This window comes from Streptomyces lacaronensis (assembly GCF_047337785.1).
GTDB lineage: Bacteria > Actinomycetota > Actinomycetes > Streptomycetales > Streptomycetaceae > Streptomyces > Streptomyces lycopersici.
The window spans coordinates 5,599,129-5,618,581 of the sequence record NZ_JBLHDK010000003.1; the positions used below are offsets into that span (position 1 = coordinate 5,599,129).

The following is a 19,453-nucleotide window of genomic DNA, read 5'->3' on the forward strand; positions in this document are numbered from 1 at the left end:
TTTCCGCTCATGACTCGTCACCGCATCCCGCCGACAGCCACGAGACGTAGACGGCGCTGCCCTCCGGCACTTCGATGCGGAAGGTGTCGCACAGCACGCCCGGCCGGCATTCGGTCCCCGGGGCGGCCCACTGGAGGCTGACCCCGCATTCGTTGATCTGCACGCCGTCCGTCGCCCCGGCGCACGGGTAGACGGTCACGGGCCCGCACGCCACGGAGAGACTGACGCTCTCGGTGGCGGGCGGGATGGTCCACGTCTCCGGCCCGGTCAGGCCGACGAAGCCGGGGCACATCGGCTCCGGCTCGCACCGCTCGCACTCCTCGCAGTCCCCCACCGTCCCGACCGGCGCGTACGGGGTGACGCCGTCCGTGGTGGTGTCCACGCTGCTGGTGACGGCGCCGGTGCAGTCGTGGATCAGGTGCCGTAGGAACGGCGCACAGGTCTGGTCGCACAGGCGGAGCACCGTGACGGAGGCGCAGTCCTCCGCGCCGCACGGGCCGGTGTCCGCGGGAGCCGGGCCGGGTGTGAAGGCGCCGCTGGCCGGGTCGAGCCAGCCGACGACTTCCGGGTCCCCGGCGTCCTGGCCGCACTCGGCGCAGCCGGAGCGGACCACCAGGAGGACGGTGGAGCCGTCCGGGCGGCAGAGCGGGACGGAGGTGATGGAGGGGGAGCAGCAGCCGGTGACCTCACCGGGCGTACCGCCGCCGGGCGCGCAGGGGATCGGTTCGACCGGCACGGCTCACACCTCCGGGTGCGCGCGGCGGAGGTGGACCTCCAGGCCGCGGGATGAGTCGAAGGAGCGCGGACAGTGCGGGCACGGGAAGGGCTTCGTGGGTGAGTCGCTTGAGTCGCTTTCCCCGCCGGTGTCCCCGCTGTCCCCCCGGGTGTCCTCGCTGGTCACGCCCGGTGTGACGCCGTCCGTGACCTCCCCTTGTGCGAGGCCGTCTTCACCCGTGTCCCCGAGGGGGACAACCGTCTCCGGGCTGGCTTCCCCGATGACCAGGAGCTCCCCGGCCTCGTAGGTGGGGGCGTCTTCCAGCGGTGCGAAGTCGGGCGGCGGGAGGGGGACGGAGTCTGGTCCGTACTCGGCGGGTGGGACCTCCGGGAGCGGCTGGCCCGGTGCCGCGTCCCGGAGGCCGTCAACGGTGGCCACGCCCAGCAGCTCCGGCGCGCCGACCGGGGCCGGCGTGCTCGGCTCGTCGTCCACGGGCACGTAGGGGTGGCCGTCGACCACGGAGCCGCGGAGCAGGTCCTCCGGCATGTCGGTGAAGAGGCGCGGCGGGACGCCGAACGCGGACTCACTGACTGTGCCGACCTTCGGCCGTTGGGCGACGGCCCACCGGGCGAACGCCACCCGGAGGTGCCGGGCCGGCTGGATACGGATGAGCTCGTTCACGGGCACACCACCACCTGGATCGCGCACGCGGTGCACGTCGTGCCCACCACGTATGTCCGCTCCAGCAAGATCCGGCGGTCGTTCGTGCGGATGTTCACGGACGCGGACCGGTCGGGGATGACGTCGAGCGGGCCGCGCCGGATCTGCACGGGCCCGGTGATGTAGAGCCAGGTCGTTCCCGGGTCCGCCGGGATGCCGCCGGGGCCGGTGTTCATGGCGGAGTACCCGGCGCCGATGATGGCGCAGTTCCCCGCCAGGGTCCGGAGTTGGCCGGTGGCGGGGTCCTCGTGGAGGAGGTTGCAGCACCCGAGGAGCGCGGCGGCGCCGGCGGGGACGTGGAGGACGCCGACGCCGCCGTAGGACTCCGCGAGGCACCCCTCCAGCACCGCGAGGCCCTGCGCGACGGAGACCGGCCCCTCCGGCGGGGTCAGGTCCACCACGTCCTGAGTCAGGCGGGTGTTCCAGAACGCGGCCTCCAGGCCGTGCTGTTCCCCGAGGTCCATCGTGGCCCGGGCGTGGGTGACGGCCTCCTCATGCGTCCAGCCGAGGGTGGAGCACTCCGCGCCGGCGTAGAGCGTGATGGGGACGGCGTGCTCGAACTCTGGCCGGCAGAACTCCTTTGCCGGGCGCTCCCCTGGTGACTCCTCCCCGGGGGACTCCTCGGTGAGGCACGGGTCCTCCCACTGACGGACCGGGCAGCACCCGAGCGCCATCCACTCCACGCCCATCAGCTCATGGACGTCCTCCACGTCCACGACCGTCGTGCACGCGTTGAGGATGCCGTGCGGCAGCGGGACGCCCGGAATGGGCTCTACTCGTTTCCGCATCGCTGCGGGCATGGCTCCACCTCCGTGGACGTGATCGGGCGTGGCGGGCCCGCGCTCAGCTCACGGGCCCGCCACGGACCAGGGGGGTGGAGGGTCAGGACGTCGCGCCGGCGGACTCACCCGCGGCGCACACCATCTCCAGCTGTGCACCGGTCGCGCCGTCCGGGCAGACCGGGACGGTGACCAGGCGGGTGTCCACCGACCTATCGACCAAAGCGGTGCATTCCTCCGCGAAAAGGGCGGTATAGTCATTGAACCTGAACTTCGTTGAATCATGAATTACACCCAAATTCACCTCCTCGCCACGGCCGATGACCAGGCTCCCGCTCGGGTAGATCATGAACTTGACCGAGCCCGGGAACGCGGTGGCCGGGGTGGCGCCGCCGATCTCGTCCGGCACCGCCGGGTTGAGACCGCGGGCGAACTGGACGCGGACGCCCAGCTTGGAGAACGTGTCCTGCACGCACCCCGGGTCCAGGTCGCAGATGTTGACGCCGTTCTGACGCGCCAGGTCCGCGAGGAAGAGCTGACGGGACCAGTACGGGAACACGACCTCCAGCGCCGTGGACTCACACAGCGAGTGGCGTTCGATCATGTCCGCGCTTTGCAGAGCGACCGCGGAGAACACGGCGGACAGCGCGCCGAACGTGGGCTCCAGCGTGACCGGGGTCGCGGCGTTGAGGGCCTGCTGGAACAGGTACTGCTTCACGCGGATCTCATGAGCCACCATCGCATTGCGCAAATACCAGCTCACGAGCTCCGGGAAATGCCTCTGCGTGAGGATTCCCGCCTCCAAACACACGCCGATGGCGTCACACCGGACCTCCACCGGGTCCGGGCACGGGATGCGGTAGCAGGGCTTTTCCGCGCCGCTGATGTCGTCGGCCTCTGTGTGGACCCACGTCATGGCGGCCACGTCCAGGGAGAGCGGCTTGTAGTACCTCAAGCCTCCGCGCGCGAGTTGGATCTCCGGGGCGTCCCAGAGGAGGTCCGGGCACGCGGTGTCTGTGAGCTCGTAGATCGTCTCCGAGGGGGCGCACCAGCCGCCGGAGGCGGTCAAGTCGCCTTCCGGAAGGCGCCGCTGATTGGAGGCCGTGAGGGAGACGGTGGTCCCCTCCGGGGCGGAGGAGGAGTCCGTGACGATGAGGTCCTGCGAGTACGGGTGGCGGTAGGAGATCACCTGGCCCACGCCCCCGCCAGCCGTTTTCAACGCGTTGGCGCGGCTGATGATGCCCGCGGTGATGTCCCCGAAGTCCAGCGGTGCGCCCGGGGTGTAGCCGGGGACATCCACGGCCGCGGTGATCCGGGTGGTGGGGGCAGGTGCCTCGGGGAGGACGCGCGGCTGGACCCGGCGCACGGCGGAGAGGTTGAGGGGCGGACGGGCGACCGCGGCGGCCGTGGTCGTGGGTGCCGGGGCCGCGGGCTGCTCCGGCACGGCCGGGGCGGCGGGCGCGGCCGGGGTGGTCTCGGCGGACGCGGCGGCCTCCTGGCCCTCCGCGCCCTCGGCCGGGGTCTCCTCCGTGGTGAGCTCGTCACCGCGGACCCGGGCGGCCATAGCTTCGATCTCGGCGGCGGCGGCCTGCGCGGCCTCGACGCGGCCACGCTGCTCCACCCGAATCGCCTCGGATCCGGCGGCCAGGGCGCGCATCTGCTGGAGGGAGTCGTCCGTGATCTCGTCCTGTGCGGCCAGGGCCGCGAAGGTCACGGATGAGACGTTGAGGGCGTCCCCCAGATCATCGTCCGTGAGCGACGTGAGGAACGCGGAGTCAGAGAGCTGGTTGAGGTCCTGCGGGAGCTCGAACTCGGCCATGGGGCGGGTCTCCAGGGTGTGAATCCCAGTGACCCGGCCCATAACCAGCGGTGCTAGGGGTGAATAGTAGCCGCCTACCAGGTGTGGCGGCAGGACGCTACCGGGTGGCCGGCGCCGGAGGGACGGCGGCCGTGAGGGTGGAGCCGGAAGCGGTGAGCGCGGACGGGAGCGGGTAGACCACGGCACCGCCGCCGGCCACACGGACCACGGCGCCCTCCGCGGCGCGGTCATCCGCGGTGGCCTTGAGCGGCACGCGGTCACCAGCGTTACGCACGGCGGTGGCGGTGACGACGACCGGGCCCTCACCGCCGTGGAGGGCGACCTCGTAACTCCCCTTCGGCCAGGCGAAGTAGACGGCCTCCCCCGTCTTCTTATCCCGGACCACGCTCTGGGGGTAACGGTCGGCCACGGCCTCCGCCGTGCCCTGGCTGCTGGAGGTGAAGGCGGCCCGGGTGGCCGCCCCGGCGTTCGGGATGACCTCGTACGTCTGGCGCTTGTTCTGGCACGCGCACGGCATGACTGGTGCTCCTCTCGGGGGTGGGCTTTTAGAACCGGGCCGGGGTACCGGCCGGCATGGCGGCGAAGGCGGTGGATAGCCGCTCTACCTCCTGGCGGCGTTCCTCGTCCCGTTCGGTCTGGCGGCGGGTCAGGGCGTCCAGGAGGCCGTCCAGGAGCTCCGGGCGCTCCAGGAGGGAGGCGGCCACCTCTTCCAGGCCTCCAGGCCCGGCGGGCGGCGCGTGGCCGGTCGAGGCGGGTGGGGTGGCGGCGTTCAGTGGGACCGCGGAGGACGTGGGGGCGGCCTCCGGCTGCGCCGGTACCTCGAGGGACGGCGCGCTTGGCGCGGGGGCGACCGCGGCGGAGGCGGCCAGGGCCAGGTTCGAGCGTTCCACCGCCGCGGCGATGAGCGGGGAGGAGTGGCCGGGGACGGGGACGGAGAGGACGGCGCGGAGCTGCCAGCGTCCGTCCGGGGCCTGCCGCATGTGGTAACTCGGCTGGCAGGCGGCGAACACCGTGCGGTCCCACGCCGACAACCAGGGAGCGGCGGCGCCGGAGAACCAGAGTCCGCGGTCGTTGAGGCCGCAGGTGACCACTCCCGCCACCGTGCGCGTGTCATCGAATTGACAACTGGCCGTGTCGCATTCGGCGCCGTCCCGGGAGTGCGGGACGTTCATCGTGTACGCCCCGGCTCTCACGAACGTGCCGTCGTCCAGCTTGAAGCGGGCCCGGAGGAAGTGGGTCATGTCGAGTTGGCCGAGTGATTCGATGGTGAGGTTCCGGCCGGGGTAGCCGGCGTGCGGCTCACCGGCCTGTGCCACCCAGCCGTAAATCCGGCCGCCGGAGTAGTGAACGCCGCCGCTCCCGGGCGGAAGTTCCTCCACGGTGGGCTCAGCGAACCAGGCTGCGGGCATGGGGTCCGCGTCCTGCATGGCCGTCCAGGCGGACGCCGTGAGCTCCCTCATGACGTCGTCTGAGACGGGGTGGGTGTGCGGCACTCCGGCGGGCTCCAGGGGCGCGCCCGGCACGGTGGCGGAGGCGGCCACCTCCTGACCCTCGGGCATGGACGAGGCGCCGGCGTAGAGGCCGGGGGCCATGCGGAGCAGGTGCCCGGACCGTACGGCGCGGTTGAGGTGGTCCCGGGCCGTCTTCACGGCGACGCCGACCGCGCGGGCCACCTCCGCCGCGCCCACGGGGGCCGGGCAGCCGCGCACGTACGTGATGACCCGCTGGTGGGTGTCCCCCGTCGCCGCTGTCACCGGCTCCACCACGGTCCCGGCCGCGGAGGCCGCGGCCTCCTGCTCCTCGTCCACGGGGTCCAGGACGATGCGGGCGCGGTCATAGGCCGGCATGGCTACGAGGGTGGCGCCGCGGAGCCGGGCGCGGGTGATGCGGAGGAGGAGGTCCCCGGCGGACTCGGAGTGCACGACCACGCCGGTGTCCAGGTCGTCCGGGTCACCGGCGGCGGCGGTGAGGACGCCGGCGCCCTCGAACGCGGCCCGTACGGATGCCGCGGTGACGGCGCCGCCGGGGCCGGTGATGAGCTGTGAGGTGTGGCGGATGCGGGCGGGGTGGCCGCCGGATGCGGTCCAGGCCGGGGCGGTGGAGGCGGTGAGCATCCATCCGCCGTCGTCCAGGCGCAGGAGGGACGCGGAGGCCAGGGAGGCGGCCAGGACTAGGCCGCCGTCCTCTCCATCGGCCATGGTGCGGTCCACGAACTCCACGTCAACGTCGTCCAGGTCGACGGAGACGCCGAGGGGTGCCCCCTCCTCCAGGAGCATGGTGGCCTCGGCGCCCGCGCGCTGTGAGAGGTAGAGGACGCCCTCACCGGTGATGCGGTCGCCGTCCCGGCCGAGGCTGGTGATGGACGCGGCGAGCTCGGCGCCCTCATGGCCGCGGAGCATTTCGTCCGCGTACTGGAGGGGCCAGGGGCCGGGGCCCTCCCAGTAGAGGGAGCCCGGCGTGAACACCCTTCCATCGCCGGTCTCTTGGTTTTCGTAGGCCAGGGCGGCGTCTCCGGGGGTGGACCAGGAGCGGGTGGGCATCCCCGCCGCGGTCTCCTCTTCCGTCATGGGCTCCTCCTCAGTCAGGGGGATGTCGATGTAGTCGCCGCCGAACGCGAGCCGTAGGCGGTCGAAGGTGATCGGGCCGAGCCGTTCCTCAAGGGCCTCCAGGAGGGCCGGATCGTCGCTGTACGCGGCGCAGACGTGGGGGACCCATGGGGAGTGTTGGACGGGGATCTCCGGCCGCTCGTGGGTGTCCTCCAGGGCGTCCGTGACCATGGCGTGGGCGCGCACGAGGGTGGGCGCGTCCGCGTCCTGGTCGCGGTCGTCTCCCACGGCCCACACCCATGACGGGGAGTCGGTGCCGGCGTTCCAGTGGTTCGCGCCGAACGCGCGGCCGGTGACGTTGCCACCGAGCTCGCCCACGCGGGCGCGGACGCCCTCCGCGAGCTCGTTCCGCTGGTCCGGCGTCCAGTCGGCGCCGTTGTCGCCGAGGAAGTAGAGGGTGAGGTGGAGCTCCCCGGCGTCCTCCCCGCCATCGATGGCGAGGCGCGCGGCGTCCTCCTCCGTGGGAATGAGCGCGATCATGCCGCCCATGAGGTGGCTCCCGTCCGCTGCGGCGGTCATGGGCCCTGGATCCGTAGGCGTCCCCATGGGGACCTCCTCGGAATGGAAGACGTGGACCCATGCGGCGTCCTTCGGTTCACCGGCTGCGGCGTTGCGGTCCTCAGCGCGGGCCAGGGCCAGGACGCAACGGCAGTTGATGACGAGCTCCGGCGGCGCGGTGGGGTCACCCGGCGCTTGCATGGCCACGCCGGCCACCGTGAAGGGCTCGCCAATGAGGCGGAGTTGTCCCTCCACGGCGTCATGGGCATCCCGGACCACCAGGTCCCTTCTGGTCAGCCACTGCTTCACCAGCGGCCGGTCCGGGCCTTCCAGTGCGCGGGCGGCCTCCAGCGTGGCCGTGTTCCAGGCGCGAGTGGCCTCGGTGCGGGCGGTGCGCTCCTCCCGTACGCGGCCGAGCTGCGCGCCGTCCGCGGCGAAGCGGGCGCGGAGCCGGTCGCGGAGCTGGTCCACGTCCTCCCCGGCGTCCAGTCCCGCGGCGAGCTCCTGACGGGCGGCCTCCGCCAGGCGGTCTCCCACGGCGCGGAGGAGGTGTTCCGTGGTGGTGGCGTACTGGCCGAGCTCGCCGGGGAGCTCCTGGCCCTCCTCATACCGTGCGGGGAGGCCTGTCCAGGTGTCGTCCAGCTCCCCGCCCACCGCGTCCGCCGCGGCGTGCGCGCCGTCCTCCACCACGCCGAACAACCGGCGCACGATGCGGGGGACGCGGGAGCTCCACATGCGGGCGATGCGGCCCACGGAGAACCGGGCGGCCACCAGCTCATCCGCGCCGGAGACGGCGTCCGCGAACTCGTCCGCGACCTCGCGCAGGACCTCGCGGACGGTGAGGGCCATCTCCCGCTCCGCCTCGTTGACGCGGATCAGGTCCTCATCCACGGCGCTCCCCCTCCTCGGGCTCGTCGCATATCTCGCACCCGGCGTACGCACCGATGACGGACACCCCGGCCGGGGTGAGGAGGAGGACGTCCCCGGTGACCCGGGTGTAGGCCTTGCAGACGTGGCACCAGTCCGGGCGCGGCGTCCCGGGCAGGACGTAGACGGTGATCACGGGCAGGGGCGGCGGTACGGGCGGGCGGCGGCGGGGGGTCATGCGGCCACCGCCAGGCATGAGGTGCGCAGCGCGCCGGGGGTCAGGTCGAAGTCATGGGCGATGCCGGCGGCGATGAGCTCCCGGCAGTAGTCCTCCAGGGACGCGGCCAGGCACTCCGCGTCCAGGCCGTACCGGGAGGCCACCTCCGGCAGACGCGGCCAGGCGCCCTCCAGGAGCCGCCATTGTTCGACCTGGCCCGGCTCCACGCGGAGCACGGTGTGGAGGCGGGCGGGCTCGATCTCCCGGGCCTTCGACCGCTCCGAGCGCGGGCACGCCGGCGTCTTGCGGAGCTTTTCCCCGGCCGCCGCGAGCGCGGTCCAGATCAGGCCGTCCGCGGCCTCCAGCACCGCCGCCGGGAGACCGCCCGCGGCGGAGGCCGGGAGCGTGCTCGGCTCGCCCTCGGCCTCGTCCACGGGGAGATCCGTCTCCTCCGCGTCCGTGTCCTTGCCATCCTGTCCGGGCTGCTGCGCCTGCTCGGCCTGGCGGCGCGCGGCGGTCTCCTCCGCGGTGGGGGCGTCGCTCTCGTCGAACCCGGTCTCCCGGCGGAGCGCGGCGGCGGAGATGGCGCCGGCCTTGAAGACCTCCAGCGCCGTTTGTGACCGGTTGCCGCGGACGCGGAGGCCGCTGGTGTCGGTGGCGACCACGAAGCGGTCCGCGTCCTCCACGTTGTCCGCCATCAGGAGCGGGCGGAGCCACTGTGTGGTCAGGGCGTAGGAGACGGTGTCCAACCGGGGCTGTACGCCGAGGGTGACGGCCTCCTCCTTCATGGCCCACACGCCCCAGTGGTTCAGGGCGTCCATGCCGAGGAGGATTTCCGCGGGGACGTCCAGGCCGGTGGCGAAGCGGCGGATTGCCTCGTCCCGGAGGCGGAGGGCGAGCTCGTCAAAGTCGCTCTCGAACGTGAGGCGCTTGATGGCGGCGATGTGCTCCGCGGGCACTTCCAAAATGATCGGGACCGTGGCCGCCGCGGACTCCGGCTCACGGTAGGCGGTCTCCGCCACCTCCATGAACACCTCAATGAGGTCATCCTCCGCGTCCCCCTGCACGGGCGTGGAAGGGAAGCGGGTCCCCTGTGGCACGAGGAGGACGCCCCGGCCGGTGAGGCGGGAGCGGGCGATGGCGGCCACGGCGGCGTTGAGGAGGTGTAGCTCCTCGAGGAGGCCGATCGAGGCGCGTACGGGGGAGTCAGCCTCCAGGTAGCGGCGGGGGTGCGGCTGCCACACGCGGATAGCGATGGGGTCGGAGTCGTCCGCGGCGGTGCCGTCCGGGTCCGCCGGCGGGATCTCCACGGGCTCCCCGTCGATCTCCGCAATGAGTTTCTGCCCCTGCTGGCGCATCTCCTGGACGGAGAGGACGTGCCAGGCCTGGCCGCCGTCCTCCTGCGGCTGGATCACGAGCCATCCCTCACCGGGGACCACGAGGTGAGGGCCCATACGGCCCAGTAGCTGCGCCTGGCCTTCCGGGCCGCCGGCGATCTGCGCGACGATCTCCGCGGCCCGGGAGTCGTCGGGGGCGGGCTCGATCGTCTTACCGTCATCGGCCAGGTATCCGGCGTAGAGGGTGGCCGCGCTCATGGCGCCGGAGATCCACTGTGCGGCGAACCGGACCTCCGGAGTGGAGTCGTAGAACGTCCAGGCGCGTTCCTGCCAGCCGGAGTCCGGGGCCTTCGACTGGCCGCCGCCCCCCTTGAGCTTGCGGGAGGTGTAGCGGGAGGCGGCGGCGGTGATGACCCGACGCGGCGGCGCGGCGGTCACGAGGAGGCCTTACGGGAGTCATCCCACCGGTTGAGGAGGGCGGCGGCGCCGGCCACGGCGAACCACATCACGCCGACCTGCACCACGCGGTTATCCGGCCAGAGGAGCCAGGCCGCGAGCACGGCGCCGTTGAGCCACCAGCCGAGGCAGTAGATACAGCTGATGAGAGTCACGATGAACGCCCGGGCGGAGGACTCCGGGCGGCGGGTCTGCCAGTCGAACACCCGGTCACGGACGGGGTCCAAGATCGAGTCATGGACGCCGAGCTGTGTGAGCCGGTACCCGGCGAGCGCCAGGAACACGAGCTCATGAATTCCGATCATTTCTGCCCCTTGCATGATCCGCCATCGGTCGGCGGAGCATCATAGGCCAATGCAGCGGAATTCATGGCGGACGTTACACCTGGTCAGAGCCATGATTTAGATCAATGCGGGGGTTTAGCGCGTAGTAATTTTGATCAATTCGACACAGGGTTTCAGGGCGAATACGGGAGGAGCACGCGACGGGGCCCCGGCAGTTATGCCAAATGCAGCGCCCGGGCAGCGTGGGAATGCGCCTGGCGGCAGCCCGCCCCACGGTACGAGTCTCCGGCCGGGGCCTGTGCTGTCCTCCCTCGCAGCCGGTCAGTTACGCGCTATGGTGGCCATGCCGTCGGGGTGCGCCCCGGGACGGTGCCTCTTAGCCGCTGGTAAAGGGCCGGGCGAGAGGCGGCCTCCACGCTGCTGGTTACGGGCCGGGCTGGAGGCCTCGACACTTCCGGGAGAGTGTGGCCTCATGACCACCCCCGCCCCTCATGGTGACGTCGCAGCCCTGATCCACGGCGTGCGCGCCGGCGGTATCCCGCACCGGGCTGAGTCTCTGGAGACTGCGCTCCGCCAGGCCGCCGGGCGCCCGCTCACCGTGGAAGAGCTGGAGGCGGCCGCCCTCCTCCAGTGGGACCGCCTGACGTACGAGGAGCAGCGGCGTATGAACGCCGAGGAGCGCCCGGTCTCCCCCGGCGTGGAGGCGGTCGGCTTCGCCCGCATCTACCCGCCGAAGCAGGCCTCCGCGCTCCCCGGACAGGCGCCGGCCTACGGCGTGGCCGCCTCCTGGTACGGCTGGCTCCCCGGCATCTACGCCACGCGGACGGCCGCGCTCATGGCGTACGGGTACTTGCTCGGCGGGGAGGAGGCCGGGCTCCTTGAGGAGCTACGGGACCAGATCCTCCGAGGGGAGCGGCGGCCTATCGAGGTCCACGATCTGATCACGTTCTCTGAGAGGACGAGCCGGGGCGAGTAGGGCGCGGCGCGCGGCCGGGAAAGGTACGGGATCGGGCCAGCCGCTGGTGACGGAGCTCGAGGCGCAGCCCCGGGGCGTGGGAGCCTGGCGGCATGACGATGAGCACCGAGGCCCTGGACGAGTACCTGACCGCCAACCCGGAGGCCGCCCGGTCCGCCCTCCACGATGCCGAGTTCGCGGCCGAGGTGGCCCGTATGCGGGTCGTCTTGGAGCGGCTGGACGCCGGCCTGGAGGCCGAGGGCCTGGACGTGGAGGCGCGCCGGCGGGTCGGCGTCCGCCTGGTGACCGACTGCCTCCAGACCGACGAGGCGCGGGCGAGGGTGGCGGAGGCCCACCGGCTCGCGCGAGAGCTCTCCGACGGGCCCATCCGCCTGTAGGCCGGCCCGGGGTCAGCTGCGCGTGGCCTCCGGAGCGTCGCACGGGTCCGGTGTCCCCGTGGTGCTCTCGGGCGCCGCCTCGGCAGCGGCGGCGGCACGGCGGGTGCGCCACTTGTCGTAGGCCACGGTCCCGGCCACAGTGGCGCCGGTGATGGCGGCGCCGATGATGACGCCCTGGACGCGGTAGAAGTACCGGAGCGCGTCGGGGCCGCCGCGCTTGCCGGCTTCCTGGGTGAGTGCCGCGTAAACCCACGTCATGGTGCTGCCTCTGCTCGTGTCGCTCGCTCGGGGACGGGTCGATGATCGCAGGACGGCGCGCCGCGGGTGGAGCAGTTCGCGACTTCCGTCCCTCACCGGGTGCGGGTCCCGCCGCCGAGGGTGCGCCCGTACCGGGACGCCGCCCGGGCCGCCTGCCCTCCGCCGGCCTGGCCGCGCCGGGCCGGGGAATGGACGGCGGAGGCTTTCATCCACTCCGCGCTGTACGCCATGACCACGGCGTCTCCCTTGTCAGGTGAGCGGCCGAGCCGCTTCACCAGGTCCTCCTTCGGCTCCACGCGGATGCGGGGCGGGACGCCGGTGGTGGTGTCCCACATGGGGGCGGTGAGGTCGGCCAGGAGCTCATCGTCCGGCGGGAGCATGACCTCCGGTTCGTACGCCGGGTCCAGGAGCTCCCGCATCCGCCAGTACGCGGCGGAGCGGGTGTTGACGAACCCCCATTCCCCGTCTCGGGTGCGGGCGTTCGTCTTTGCGGCGCCGGTGTAGGCGAGGACGGGGACGCCGAGCTCCCGGAGGCGGTCCACGACGCCTCCGCCGACGCCCATGGAGTCCACGACCGGGATGGACTCCCCGTCCTCTCCAGTGGCCGCCTGGACGCGCGCCGTGGTGCGCATGGTGTCCTCCCGGTCGTGGGTCTCCAGGTGGGTGACGGCGGCGCCCCACCGGTGGGCGAGGACGGTGGAGTCCCCGCCGGCCCGTGCGACGTCCACGCCGGTGAAGCGCCGGCCCTCCAGCTCCGGCCGTCCGGCCTGGTCCCACTCGTGCCACCGCTCCACGGCGGCCTCCACCCACGCCAACGGGATCACGGAGTCCTCATCCGAGGAGTGGAACTCCCCCTCCACGCGGTTGGCGTACATCGCGGAGTCCCGGCCCCACTGGCGGGCGCGCTGCTCCGCCCACTCGCGGGAGATCCGCCCCGCGGCGATGGCTTCGGCCAGGGTGACGTGGCGGACGTACCAGTCCTCCAGGCCAGGGGCGCGGCGGTGGATGTCATAGAACCGGCCGGCGGGCGGGCCGGGGGTGGAGATGGCGAACGCGAAGGCCTCCGGGAGTCGCCCGGGCGGGCCGTCCGTACGACCGCCGGAGAACGCGCCCTCCACCGCATCCCATGTCGCGTCCGGGACGATCTTCGCCTCATCGATGAGGTACAGGAGGGAGTCAGCGTGCGCGCCCTCGATCAACTCGGCCTTATGGGAGGCCACCGGGGTGGCGGCGCCGTGCTCCAACTTGAGGTTGAGCGCCAGGAGCTCCGTCCGCTCGGAGAACGGTTCCCGCCCCACGGCGTCCCACTGGATGCGCTTCGCCCACTTCCTGAGCTCGGGCACCAGGTAGATCGCGAGGTGTCGCCACGCGGAGGCGGTCATGATGACCTTCCAGTCGATCCCCGCGGCCTCCCTGGTGGTGGAGAACCATAGGACGGTGATCGCCGCCTGTGCCGTCTTCCCGAGGCCGTGAGGACCGCGCACGGCGACGCGGCGGTGCACGGGGATCGCGCCGAGGACGTCCCGCTGGTAGGCGGTCAGGCCCTCCCCGTCCTCCCAGGCGATGCAGTCCCGCGCCCACCCGACCGGGTCATACATGTACGCCAGGACGCGGCGGGAGTTCTTCCGCGCCCGGGCCTTCCGTACGGCGTCCCTCACCTCCCGGAGCGCCATGACGTCCCCGGCGCGGACCAGCTCCAGTACCTCCCGCTCAATGTCCTCCCGGGCCCTCACGGCCCGTCACCCGCGCCCCCGTCGTCGCCCTCCAGGAGCGCCAGGATCTCGTCCCCGAGGCGCTGCGCCTCCACGTTGACCCGGGTCGGTGCCTCCGTGCCCTGGAACCGGGCCTCTTGCTTGATGCACTCCAGCACGACCTTCGCGGCCTTCGGATCCTTGTCCTGGATCGCGAGGGGCCAGAACGCGGCCTGTAGCCGGTTGACCTTCGCCAGGCCGAGCGCGCGGAGCTCGTCCACGTTCTGGTCCTGCTCACGGAGGTTGGCTTTCAGCGCCTCGCCCACGGCAGTGCAAGCGGCGCCGGCGGAGGCGTACCCGACGCGCTCCGCGATCGTCGCCCAGTCCACACCGGCGATACGGAGCGCGGTTGCCTGCGCTCTCTTCTTCGCCGCGGCGGCGCGCTGTGCCTTTGATGCGCCCATGAGGCCCCCTCACTTTCCAGAGTCTTATGGGTTCCAGAGACGAACGCGCCGGGTGGGCCTCCCGGGCACGCTGTGGGACGGGTGGGTCAGATGCCGGTGGGGGTAGCGAACGCCCCGAGGACGCACCAGGAGTGCCAGCGGAACAGGACCTCCGGGCAGCACCAGCCAGCGTCCTGGACGGCCTGAACGAGGGTGGACTCCGGGTAGGGCTGGAGGACGCCGCGGAGCGCCCGGGCCTTCGCGCGGATCGCGGCATCGGTGATGCCGTGGGCGGCCTTCCAGTCGTGGGAGGCGTCGCACGCGATCTCCGCCCAACGGGAGTCCGGCGGCCGTACCTTCTCCGCGACGATGAGGGCGCCGGTGGAGGAGGCGGCCTGGCGGGCGTTGCGGAGGACCTGGACGCGGTCCGCCACGGGGAGGAACTGGAGGGTGAAGAGGGCCAGGGTGAGGTCCGCGTCCTCATGGCCGAGGGGGGAGCGGCGGATGTCGGCCTGGACGTAGTCCACGTGGAGGCTGGAGACGCCGGCCAGGGTCTCCGCGGCCCGGTCCAACATGGAGCGCTCCTGGTCGTAGAGCGTGACGTGGAGCTGCCGTGCCGGGTGGCGGGTGGCGATGCGGTGGGCGGTGGTGCCGGTGGAGGCGCCGAGGTCCACCACGTGGCCGACATCGGGGAGGAGCCAGTCCGAGGCCTCCGCCACGAGGTCCTGGATGGCGTCGTAGAACGGGACGGAGGCGCGGACGTGCTCGGGGAAGACGTCCGCGACTTCGGGGGTGAACTCCCATGCGCCGGTGGTGAAGCGCTCCGCGATGTCCCCGGCCGGGGCCGCGGTGTCTGGGTTAGCCGTAGAGGCGGGAGTGTTCAGCACGGTAGTACCTCACGGGGTTGGGAAGGGCGCGGGTGATCACTTGCTTGAGGCCGAGGCCGTCCTGAAACGCGACCTTGCCGCGGCGGGTGACGGAGGCCGGGAGCTGGTCGGCGTAGGCGGCGGAGAGGACGGCTTTCCGGCCGGCGGGGGTGTCGGCGTCCCGGACGACGTCCACGGGCATGGAGAGCGCGAGGGTGACCAGGTCCGGGTCCAGGAAGGGGAGGCGGCCCTCCACGCTGCTGCTCATGAACGCTTTGTTCACGCGGGGGAAGTTCCGCACGGCCTGTGCGGCGATGAGGTCGCGGCGGTAGCCGTACCAGCCGGACGCCTTGATACCGCGGTACGCGAACCCGTAGGACGCCCAGAGCTCGTCCGAGCCCTCCCCGGAGTAGGTGACGCGGTAGCCGTCCGCGCGCATGGCGGCCGCGAGGGCGAGGCACGGCCAGGCGATCTCCACCTGTGCTTTGTAGGGCTGCTCGATCACCGCCAGGGCGTGGGTGAGGTCGTCCGCGGTGGGCGGGGTCACGGGGACCTCCACGAGCTGGACGCCGAGCGCTTCGGCGGTCTCCCGCGCGTGGCGGAGGTCCGCGGAGCGCGGGTCCAGTACAGCGGTGTAGGTGGTGAGGCCGGGGTGGTGCCGGACGAGCTCCGCGACGATGGCGGCGGAGTCAATGCCGCCGGAGAGGAGCGCGCACACGGGCACGTCCGCGATCACCCGGCGGTCCACGGCGCGGGCCAGGGCGCGGCGGAGTGCCGGGGCGGCGGTCTCCCGGGTGAGCTCAGGGGTCGGCGTCGCGGTGAGCTGGTGGTAGGTGTGCCGGGTGAGTCCGCCGGCGGGGTAGAGCTCCCACCACTCCCCTGGCGAGACGTCGACCACGGCCTTACCGCAGCGCCGGCCGAGCGCGCGGAAGGCCTTGATCTCCGAGGCGACGAGGAAGGGGAGGGCGCGGTGGACGTGGAGGGGGACCTCGCCGTGGCGGTCCCGGGCGGCGTGGAGGACGCCGGGGCGCCGCTGGTCGGTCCAGACGAGGCCGTACATGCCGTCCAGCTCTGGGAGCGCCACCTCGGGGCCGAGGACGGCCAGGGCGGCGGCCACCACCTCCGTGTCCCCGGTGGTGGACCAGGTGCGGCCCGGGTCGGCGGCCTCCACCAGGGCGCGCACCCGCGGGGCGTTGAACAGCTCCCCGTTGTAGACCAGCGTCACGGGGCCGTCCCGGTACGGCTGGTCTGAGCGGGCGCCGGGGTCCTGGATCGCCAGGCGGGTGTGACCGAGGGTCACGCCCGGTTCCTGGACGACGGCGGCGGCATCCGGGCCGCGGTGCGCCAGGGCCCCCACAGCCGCCGTGAGGTCTACGTGGCCGGTGGCCGCGATGATGCCGCACACGGTCAGATCACCCCGCGTTCGCGGAGCGGGTAGAGGACCTGGTCCCGTACGGCGGCCGCGATGTGGCCCATCATCACCGGCGGGACGGCGCGGCCAATGCGTTCCGCGCGCTGCGCGTAGGTGCCGGTGAGCTGGAAGTCGTCCGGGAATCCGCCGAGGCGGCGGAGCTCGGGGAGCGTGAACTTCCGCGGCTCCGCCCAGTGCGTGACGCCGGAGGCCCGGTGCGGGCCGCTGCTCTCCGCTGTGATCGTCCTCGAGGGCTGATCCGGGTGGGATCGGCTGAGGCTGAAATACCGCTCAGAACTACTGCCCGGCGGAGTGGCACGCCAGGCCTCTCCTGCCGCGAACTGGCTGATGTCGATGTCCTCTCGCGTCTCCGGGTCGTGGGTGGTCCCCGCCGGGGTGGCCAGGCTGTTGGTCGCTTCGCTCGCTGTGTACTGGTAGGGCAGCGGCCGGGGGAACGCCGGTGCCATGTCCAGGTCCTCCCGAACGCCCACGAAGATGAGCCGTTGCCGGGACTGCGGGACGCCGAGGCGGGAGGCGTCCAGGAGGCGGGCCTCCACGCGGTAGCCACAAGCCTTGAGCGCGGCCAGGATCTCCAGGAAATAGCCCTTCGCGGTGCCCTTGACCAGGCCGGAGACGTTCTCCGCAACGAACGTGCGCGGCTGGAGCTCGCGGAGGAGACGGGCGTACTCAAAAAAGAGGTCATCGACGCGTTGCCGGGTTCCGCTGTACGGCTTGACCTCGCCCCACCCGGCTTCGCGGTTGCCGGTGGTGGAGAACGGGGAGCACGGCGGGGAGCCGTCGAGGAGGTCCAGCTCCCCCACCGCCATGCCGCACGCGGCCAGGACGTCCGCGGCGGCCACCTCGCGGATGTCCCGGGTGTCCAGGACGGTGTACGCCGCGGCGTTGGCACGGTAGGTGTCCTGCGCGGCCGGGATGAACTCGGAGGCCCATCGGACGCGGTAGCCGGCCATGCGGTAGCCGAGGCTGGAGCCGCCGCAGCCGGAGAACGTGGAGGCGGTGGTGAAGCCGTTCCAGGGAAGGGCGGCGATCTCGGCCATGGTAGGGACGCGGTACGGAGGACGGGCGGCGGTCATCAGATCACCCCCCGTTCCCGGAGCGGGGTGAGGACCTGGTCCCGTACGGCCGCAGCAATGTGGCTCATCATCACCGGGGGGACGGCGCGGCCGATGCGTTCCCACCGCTGTTCGTACGTGCCGGTGAGGATGAAGTCCGGGGGGAACCCGCCGATGGCGCGGAGTTCCTTGAGCGTCAGTTTCCGGGCCTCGGCGTAGTGGGTCACGGAGGCCTTCGTGACGTTCCCGCCCTCCGCGGTGATCGTCTGTGAGGGGCGGTCCGGGTCGATCCGCTTGAGGCTGAAAAACCGTTCCGAGCTCCCGCCGGGCGGGGTGTCGCGCCAGGCCTCACCGATGGCGTAGCGGCCGATGTGGATGTTCTTCCCGGTCTCCGGGTCGTGGGTGACCTCCTCGTGGTCCTCGGGGTCCAGGACGCGGAAGTGGTAGCTGTTGATGGCGTCCGTGCCCACGGTGATCGCGGGTGACGGTTTGTCGGTGACGTCACCCTGGCCGCGGTTGCCGGAGGTGTCGTGCACCAGGCGGGGGACGGCGGGGAGCGCGTCGCGGACGGTGTACTGGTACGGGAGCGGCCGAGGGAACACCGGCGCCATGTCCAGGTCCTCCCGAACGCCCACGAAGATGAGCCGTTGCCGGGACTGCGGGACGCCGAGGCGGGAGGCGTCCAGGAGGCGGGCCTCCACGCGGTAGCCACAAGCCTTGAGCGCGGCCAGGATCTCCAGGAAATAGCCCTTCGCGGTGCCCTTGACCAGGCCGGAGACGTTCTCCGCAACGAAGGTACGCGGCTGGAGCTCCCGAAGGATGCGGGCGAACTCGAAGAAGAGATCGTCAACGCGCTGGACGGTGTCGGAGTACGGTTTGACCTTCCCCCACCCGGCTTCGCGCTTGCCCATGGTGGAGAACGCGGCGCAGGGCGGGGAGCCGTCATAGAGGTCCAGCTCCCCCACGACCAGGCCGGTGGCGGCGCAGATGTCGGCGGCGGTCACCTCCCGAATGTCCCGGGTGTCCAGCACGGTGTACGGGGCGGCGTTCGCCCGGTAGGTCTCCTGCGCGGCCGGGATGAACTCCGACGCCCACAGCATGCGGAACCCGGCCATGCGGTAGCCGAGGGAGCTCCCCCCACACCCGGAGAACGTGGAGACGGCGTTGAAACCGTTCCACGGGAGGGCGGCGATCTCCTCCATGGAGGGGACGCGGTACGGCGGTTTCGGCGCCAGAGCGGCGGCCGGGGTCGTGGCCGGCGGACGGCGGCGCGGGCGGTGGCGGTTAGGCACGTGGCCTCCACTTGTATCCGTAGACGTCGGGGACGGGACAGTGGCCGATCCACTCCAGGAAGGGCGCGGAGTCCAGGACGATGCGGTGGCCCTTCCCGAAGCGGCCGACGCGGGCGCGGCAGTGCTGGAGCTGCGCGGCCAGCCGCTCCACCTCCTCCAGGGCGAAGCCGTCCGTGGAGAGCCGGATGACCGGCTTTGTCCCCGGGGATCGGCGGTCTACCGCCAGGTGGCCGTCTCCCAGGTACCAGTGGAGGGCCATGAGGGGCGTCACCCGGAGGTCCAGCGGGACGCGCTTGCGGCGGTGGGCGGGGCGGGCCGGGTCATACCAGCGCTCGAACAGCGGGAGGAGCCCGGCGTACGTCCGGGTCTGGAGGACGAACGCCGTCCCGGTCTCCGGCTTGTAGGGGCCGAAGATCGTGTGTTCCAGGCCGGGAAGCTGCGTGACCAGCCACTCCAGGTACGCGCGATCACGGGCGTGGTGGAGGTACTGAGCGGCGTACCGGGTCGTCCCACGCACACGGGAGACCAGGGAGCCGTCCCCCAGTAGCTCCCCCTCGATCACCTCCAGCGTGCGCGCGGGGAGTTCGTCCGTCCGGGCCTGGCGGAGCGCGGCCGTCTCCGACACGGGGCGGGACGCCACTCCATACCGGTCCTTCCAGCGGCGGACCGTCTTCTCATCGCACCCGGCCTCCGCCGCCACGGAGCGGATGGTGGCTCCAGGCTTCGCGAAGGCCTGCGCAAGCCATACCGGGTCAGACACGAGTCGTG

At 72.2% G+C, this 19,453-nt stretch carries 19 protein-coding genes; 2 read left to right on the top strand and 17 right to left on the bottom strand.

Annotation, left to right across the window (positions count from 1 at the left end; all coding sequences use genetic code 11):
• Positions 1 to 7 precede the first annotated feature (7 nt).
• The 9 genes from ACMTAK_RS24060 to ACMTAK_RS24100 all read right to left on the bottom strand — a co-directional run bounded on the left by ACMTAK_RS24060 (position 8) and on the right by ACMTAK_RS24100 (position 10,319).
• Positions 8 to 736 carry a hypothetical protein gene (locus ACMTAK_RS24060; RefSeq protein ID WP_413808123.1) on the bottom strand — a complete coding sequence of 243 codons (729 nt, stop codon included), beginning with the start codon at positions 734 to 736 and terminating at the stop codon, positions 8 to 10.
• A 3-nt stretch (positions 737 to 739) separates the two neighbouring features.
• Positions 740 to 1,396, bottom strand: coding sequence for a C2H2-type zinc finger protein (locus tag ACMTAK_RS24065; protein WP_413808124.1), 657 nt, complete (start codon positions 1,394 to 1,396; stop codon positions 740 to 742).
• The gene (locus tag ACMTAK_RS24070; RefSeq protein ID WP_413808125.1) at positions 1,393 to 2,235 is read right to left on the bottom strand and encodes a cupin; all 843 of its coding nucleotides are present in this window, start codon (positions 2,233 to 2,235) and stop codon (positions 1,393 to 1,395) included. The genes ACMTAK_RS24065 and ACMTAK_RS24070 overlap by 4 nt, the downstream gene beginning before the upstream one ends.
• Before the next feature lie 82 nt (positions 2,236 to 2,317).
• The gene (locus tag ACMTAK_RS24075; RefSeq protein WP_413808126.1) at positions 2,318 to 4,033 is read right to left on the bottom strand and encodes a major capsid protein; all 1,716 of its coding nucleotides are present in this window, start codon (positions 4,031 to 4,033) and stop codon (positions 2,318 to 2,320) included.
• 97 nt (positions 4,034 to 4,130) lie between these two features.
• Positions 4,131 to 4,550, bottom strand: coding sequence for a hypothetical protein (locus ACMTAK_RS24080; RefSeq protein ID WP_413808127.1), 420 nt, complete (start codon positions 4,548 to 4,550; stop codon positions 4,131 to 4,133).
• A 28-nt stretch (positions 4,551 to 4,578) separates the two neighbouring features.
• Positions 4,579 to 8,028 carry a phage minor head protein gene (locus tag ACMTAK_RS24085; protein WP_413808128.1) on the bottom strand — a complete coding sequence of 1,150 codons (3,450 nt, stop codon included), beginning with the start codon at positions 8,026 to 8,028 and terminating at the stop codon, positions 4,579 to 4,581.
• Positions 8,021 to 8,242, bottom strand: coding sequence for a hypothetical protein (locus ACMTAK_RS24090; RefSeq protein ID WP_413808129.1), 222 nt, complete (start codon positions 8,240 to 8,242; stop codon positions 8,021 to 8,023). Before ACMTAK_RS24090 ends, ACMTAK_RS24085 begins: the two co-directional genes overlap by 8 nt.
• Positions 8,239 to 9,996 carry a hypothetical protein gene (locus ACMTAK_RS24095; protein ID WP_413808130.1) on the bottom strand — a complete coding sequence of 586 codons (1,758 nt, stop codon included), beginning with the start codon at positions 9,994 to 9,996 and terminating at the stop codon, positions 8,239 to 8,241. Before ACMTAK_RS24095 ends, ACMTAK_RS24090 begins: the two co-directional genes overlap by 4 nt.
• Positions 9,993 to 10,319 carry a DUF1360 domain-containing protein gene (locus tag ACMTAK_RS24100; protein WP_413808131.1) on the bottom strand — a complete coding sequence of 109 codons (327 nt, stop codon included), beginning with the start codon at positions 10,317 to 10,319 and terminating at the stop codon, positions 9,993 to 9,995. The genes ACMTAK_RS24095 and ACMTAK_RS24100 overlap by 4 nt, the downstream gene beginning before the upstream one ends.
• Positions 10,320 to 10,770: 451 nt before the next feature.
• On the opposite strand from ACMTAK_RS24100, the gene ACMTAK_RS24105 reads away from it, so the two are divergent.
• Both ACMTAK_RS24105 and ACMTAK_RS24110 read left to right on the top strand, forming a co-directional pair.
• Entirely contained in the window at positions 10,771 to 11,274 is a 504-nt protein-coding gene (locus ACMTAK_RS24105) for a hypothetical protein (RefSeq protein WP_413808132.1), read from the top strand.
• 92 nt (positions 11,275 to 11,366) lie between these two features.
• Positions 11,367 to 11,651, top strand: a complete 285-nt coding sequence (locus ACMTAK_RS24110; protein ID WP_413808133.1) for a hypothetical protein — start codon at positions 11,367 to 11,369, stop codon at positions 11,649 to 11,651.
• Positions 11,652 to 11,663: 12 nt separating this feature from the next.
• Here the strand turns inward: ACMTAK_RS24110 and ACMTAK_RS24115 are convergent, their stop codons facing one another.
• The 8 genes from ACMTAK_RS24115 to ACMTAK_RS24150 all read right to left on the bottom strand — a co-directional run bounded on the left by ACMTAK_RS24115 (position 11,664) and on the right by ACMTAK_RS24150 (position 19,385).
• Positions 11,664 to 11,909, bottom strand: a complete 246-nt coding sequence (locus ACMTAK_RS24115) for a hypothetical protein (RefSeq protein WP_413808134.1) — start codon at positions 11,907 to 11,909, stop codon at positions 11,664 to 11,666.
• Positions 11,910 to 12,001: 92 nt separating this feature from the next.
• Positions 12,002 to 13,642 carry a hypothetical protein gene (locus tag ACMTAK_RS24120; protein WP_413808135.1) on the bottom strand — a complete coding sequence of 547 codons (1,641 nt, stop codon included), beginning with the start codon at positions 13,640 to 13,642 and terminating at the stop codon, positions 12,002 to 12,004.
• Positions 13,639 to 14,064: a hypothetical protein gene (locus ACMTAK_RS24125; RefSeq protein ID WP_413808136.1), complete on the bottom strand. Its 426-nt coding sequence runs from the start codon at positions 14,062 to 14,064 to the stop codon at positions 13,639 to 13,641. The genes ACMTAK_RS24120 and ACMTAK_RS24125 overlap by 4 nt, the downstream gene beginning before the upstream one ends.
• An 86-nt stretch (positions 14,065 to 14,150) precedes the next feature.
• On the bottom strand, positions 14,151 to 14,930 hold the full coding sequence (locus ACMTAK_RS24130; RefSeq protein ID WP_413808137.1) for a methyltransferase domain-containing protein: 780 nt from the start codon (positions 14,928 to 14,930) through the stop codon (positions 14,151 to 14,153).
• Positions 14,902 to 16,314: an asparagine synthetase B family protein gene (locus ACMTAK_RS24135; RefSeq protein ID WP_413808138.1), complete on the bottom strand. Its 1,413-nt coding sequence runs from the start codon at positions 16,312 to 16,314 to the stop codon at positions 14,902 to 14,904. Before ACMTAK_RS24135 ends, ACMTAK_RS24130 begins: the two co-directional genes overlap by 29 nt.
• A gap of 2 nt (positions 16,315 to 16,316) precedes the next feature.
• Positions 16,317 to 17,414, bottom strand: a complete 1,098-nt coding sequence (locus ACMTAK_RS24140; RefSeq protein WP_413808139.1) for a DNA cytosine methyltransferase — start codon at positions 17,412 to 17,414, stop codon at positions 16,317 to 16,319.
• Positions 17,414 to 18,685 (bottom strand): DNA cytosine methyltransferase, encoded by a 1,272-nt coding sequence (locus ACMTAK_RS24145; RefSeq protein WP_413808140.1) that lies wholly within the window; start codon positions 18,683 to 18,685, stop codon positions 17,414 to 17,416. The genes ACMTAK_RS24140 and ACMTAK_RS24145 overlap by 1 nt, the downstream gene beginning before the upstream one ends.
• On the bottom strand, positions 18,678 to 19,385 hold the full coding sequence (locus tag ACMTAK_RS24150; protein WP_413808141.1) for a hypothetical protein: 708 nt from the start codon (positions 19,383 to 19,385) through the stop codon (positions 18,678 to 18,680). The genes ACMTAK_RS24145 and ACMTAK_RS24150 overlap by 8 nt, the downstream gene beginning before the upstream one ends.
• Positions 19,386 to 19,453 lie beyond the last annotated feature (68 nt).

Excerpts from the sequence above, each read along its gene's own strand:
- ACMTAK_RS24090 (WP_413808129.1), bottom strand. The coding sequence starts at position 8,242 with ATGACCCCCCGCCGCCGCCCGCCCGTACCGCCGCCCCTGCCCGTGATC.
- ACMTAK_RS24110 (WP_413808133.1), top strand. The coding sequence starts at position 11,367 with ATGACGATGAGCACCGAGGCCCTGGACGAGTACCTGACCGCCAACCCG.
- ACMTAK_RS24075 (WP_413808126.1), bottom strand. The coding sequence starts at position 4,033 with ATGGCCGAGTTCGAGCTCCCGCAGGACCTCAACCAGCTCTCTGACTCC.
- ACMTAK_RS24070 (WP_413808125.1), bottom strand. The coding sequence starts at position 2,235 with ATGCCCGCAGCGATGCGGAAACGAGTAGAGCCCATTCCGGGCGTCCCG.
- ACMTAK_RS24080 (WP_413808127.1), bottom strand. The coding sequence starts at position 4,550 with ATGCCGTGCGCGTGCCAGAACAAGCGCCAGACGTACGAGGTCATCCCG.
- ACMTAK_RS24140 (WP_413808139.1), bottom strand. The coding sequence starts at position 17,414 with ATGACCGCCGCCCGTCCTCCGTACCGCGTCCCTACCATGGCCGAGATC.
- ACMTAK_RS24105 (WP_413808132.1), top strand. The coding sequence starts at position 10,771 with ATGACCACCCCCGCCCCTCATGGTGACGTCGCAGCCCTGATCCACGGC.
- ACMTAK_RS24125 (WP_413808136.1), bottom strand. The coding sequence starts at position 14,064 with ATGGGCGCATCAAAGGCACAGCGCGCCGCCGCGGCGAAGAAGAGAGCG.
- ACMTAK_RS24100 (WP_413808131.1), bottom strand. The coding sequence starts at position 10,319 with ATGATCGGAATTCATGAGCTCGTGTTCCTGGCGCTCGCCGGGTACCGG.
- ACMTAK_RS24115 (WP_413808134.1), bottom strand. The coding sequence starts at position 11,909 with ATGACGTGGGTTTACGCGGCACTCACCCAGGAAGCCGGCAAGCGCGGC.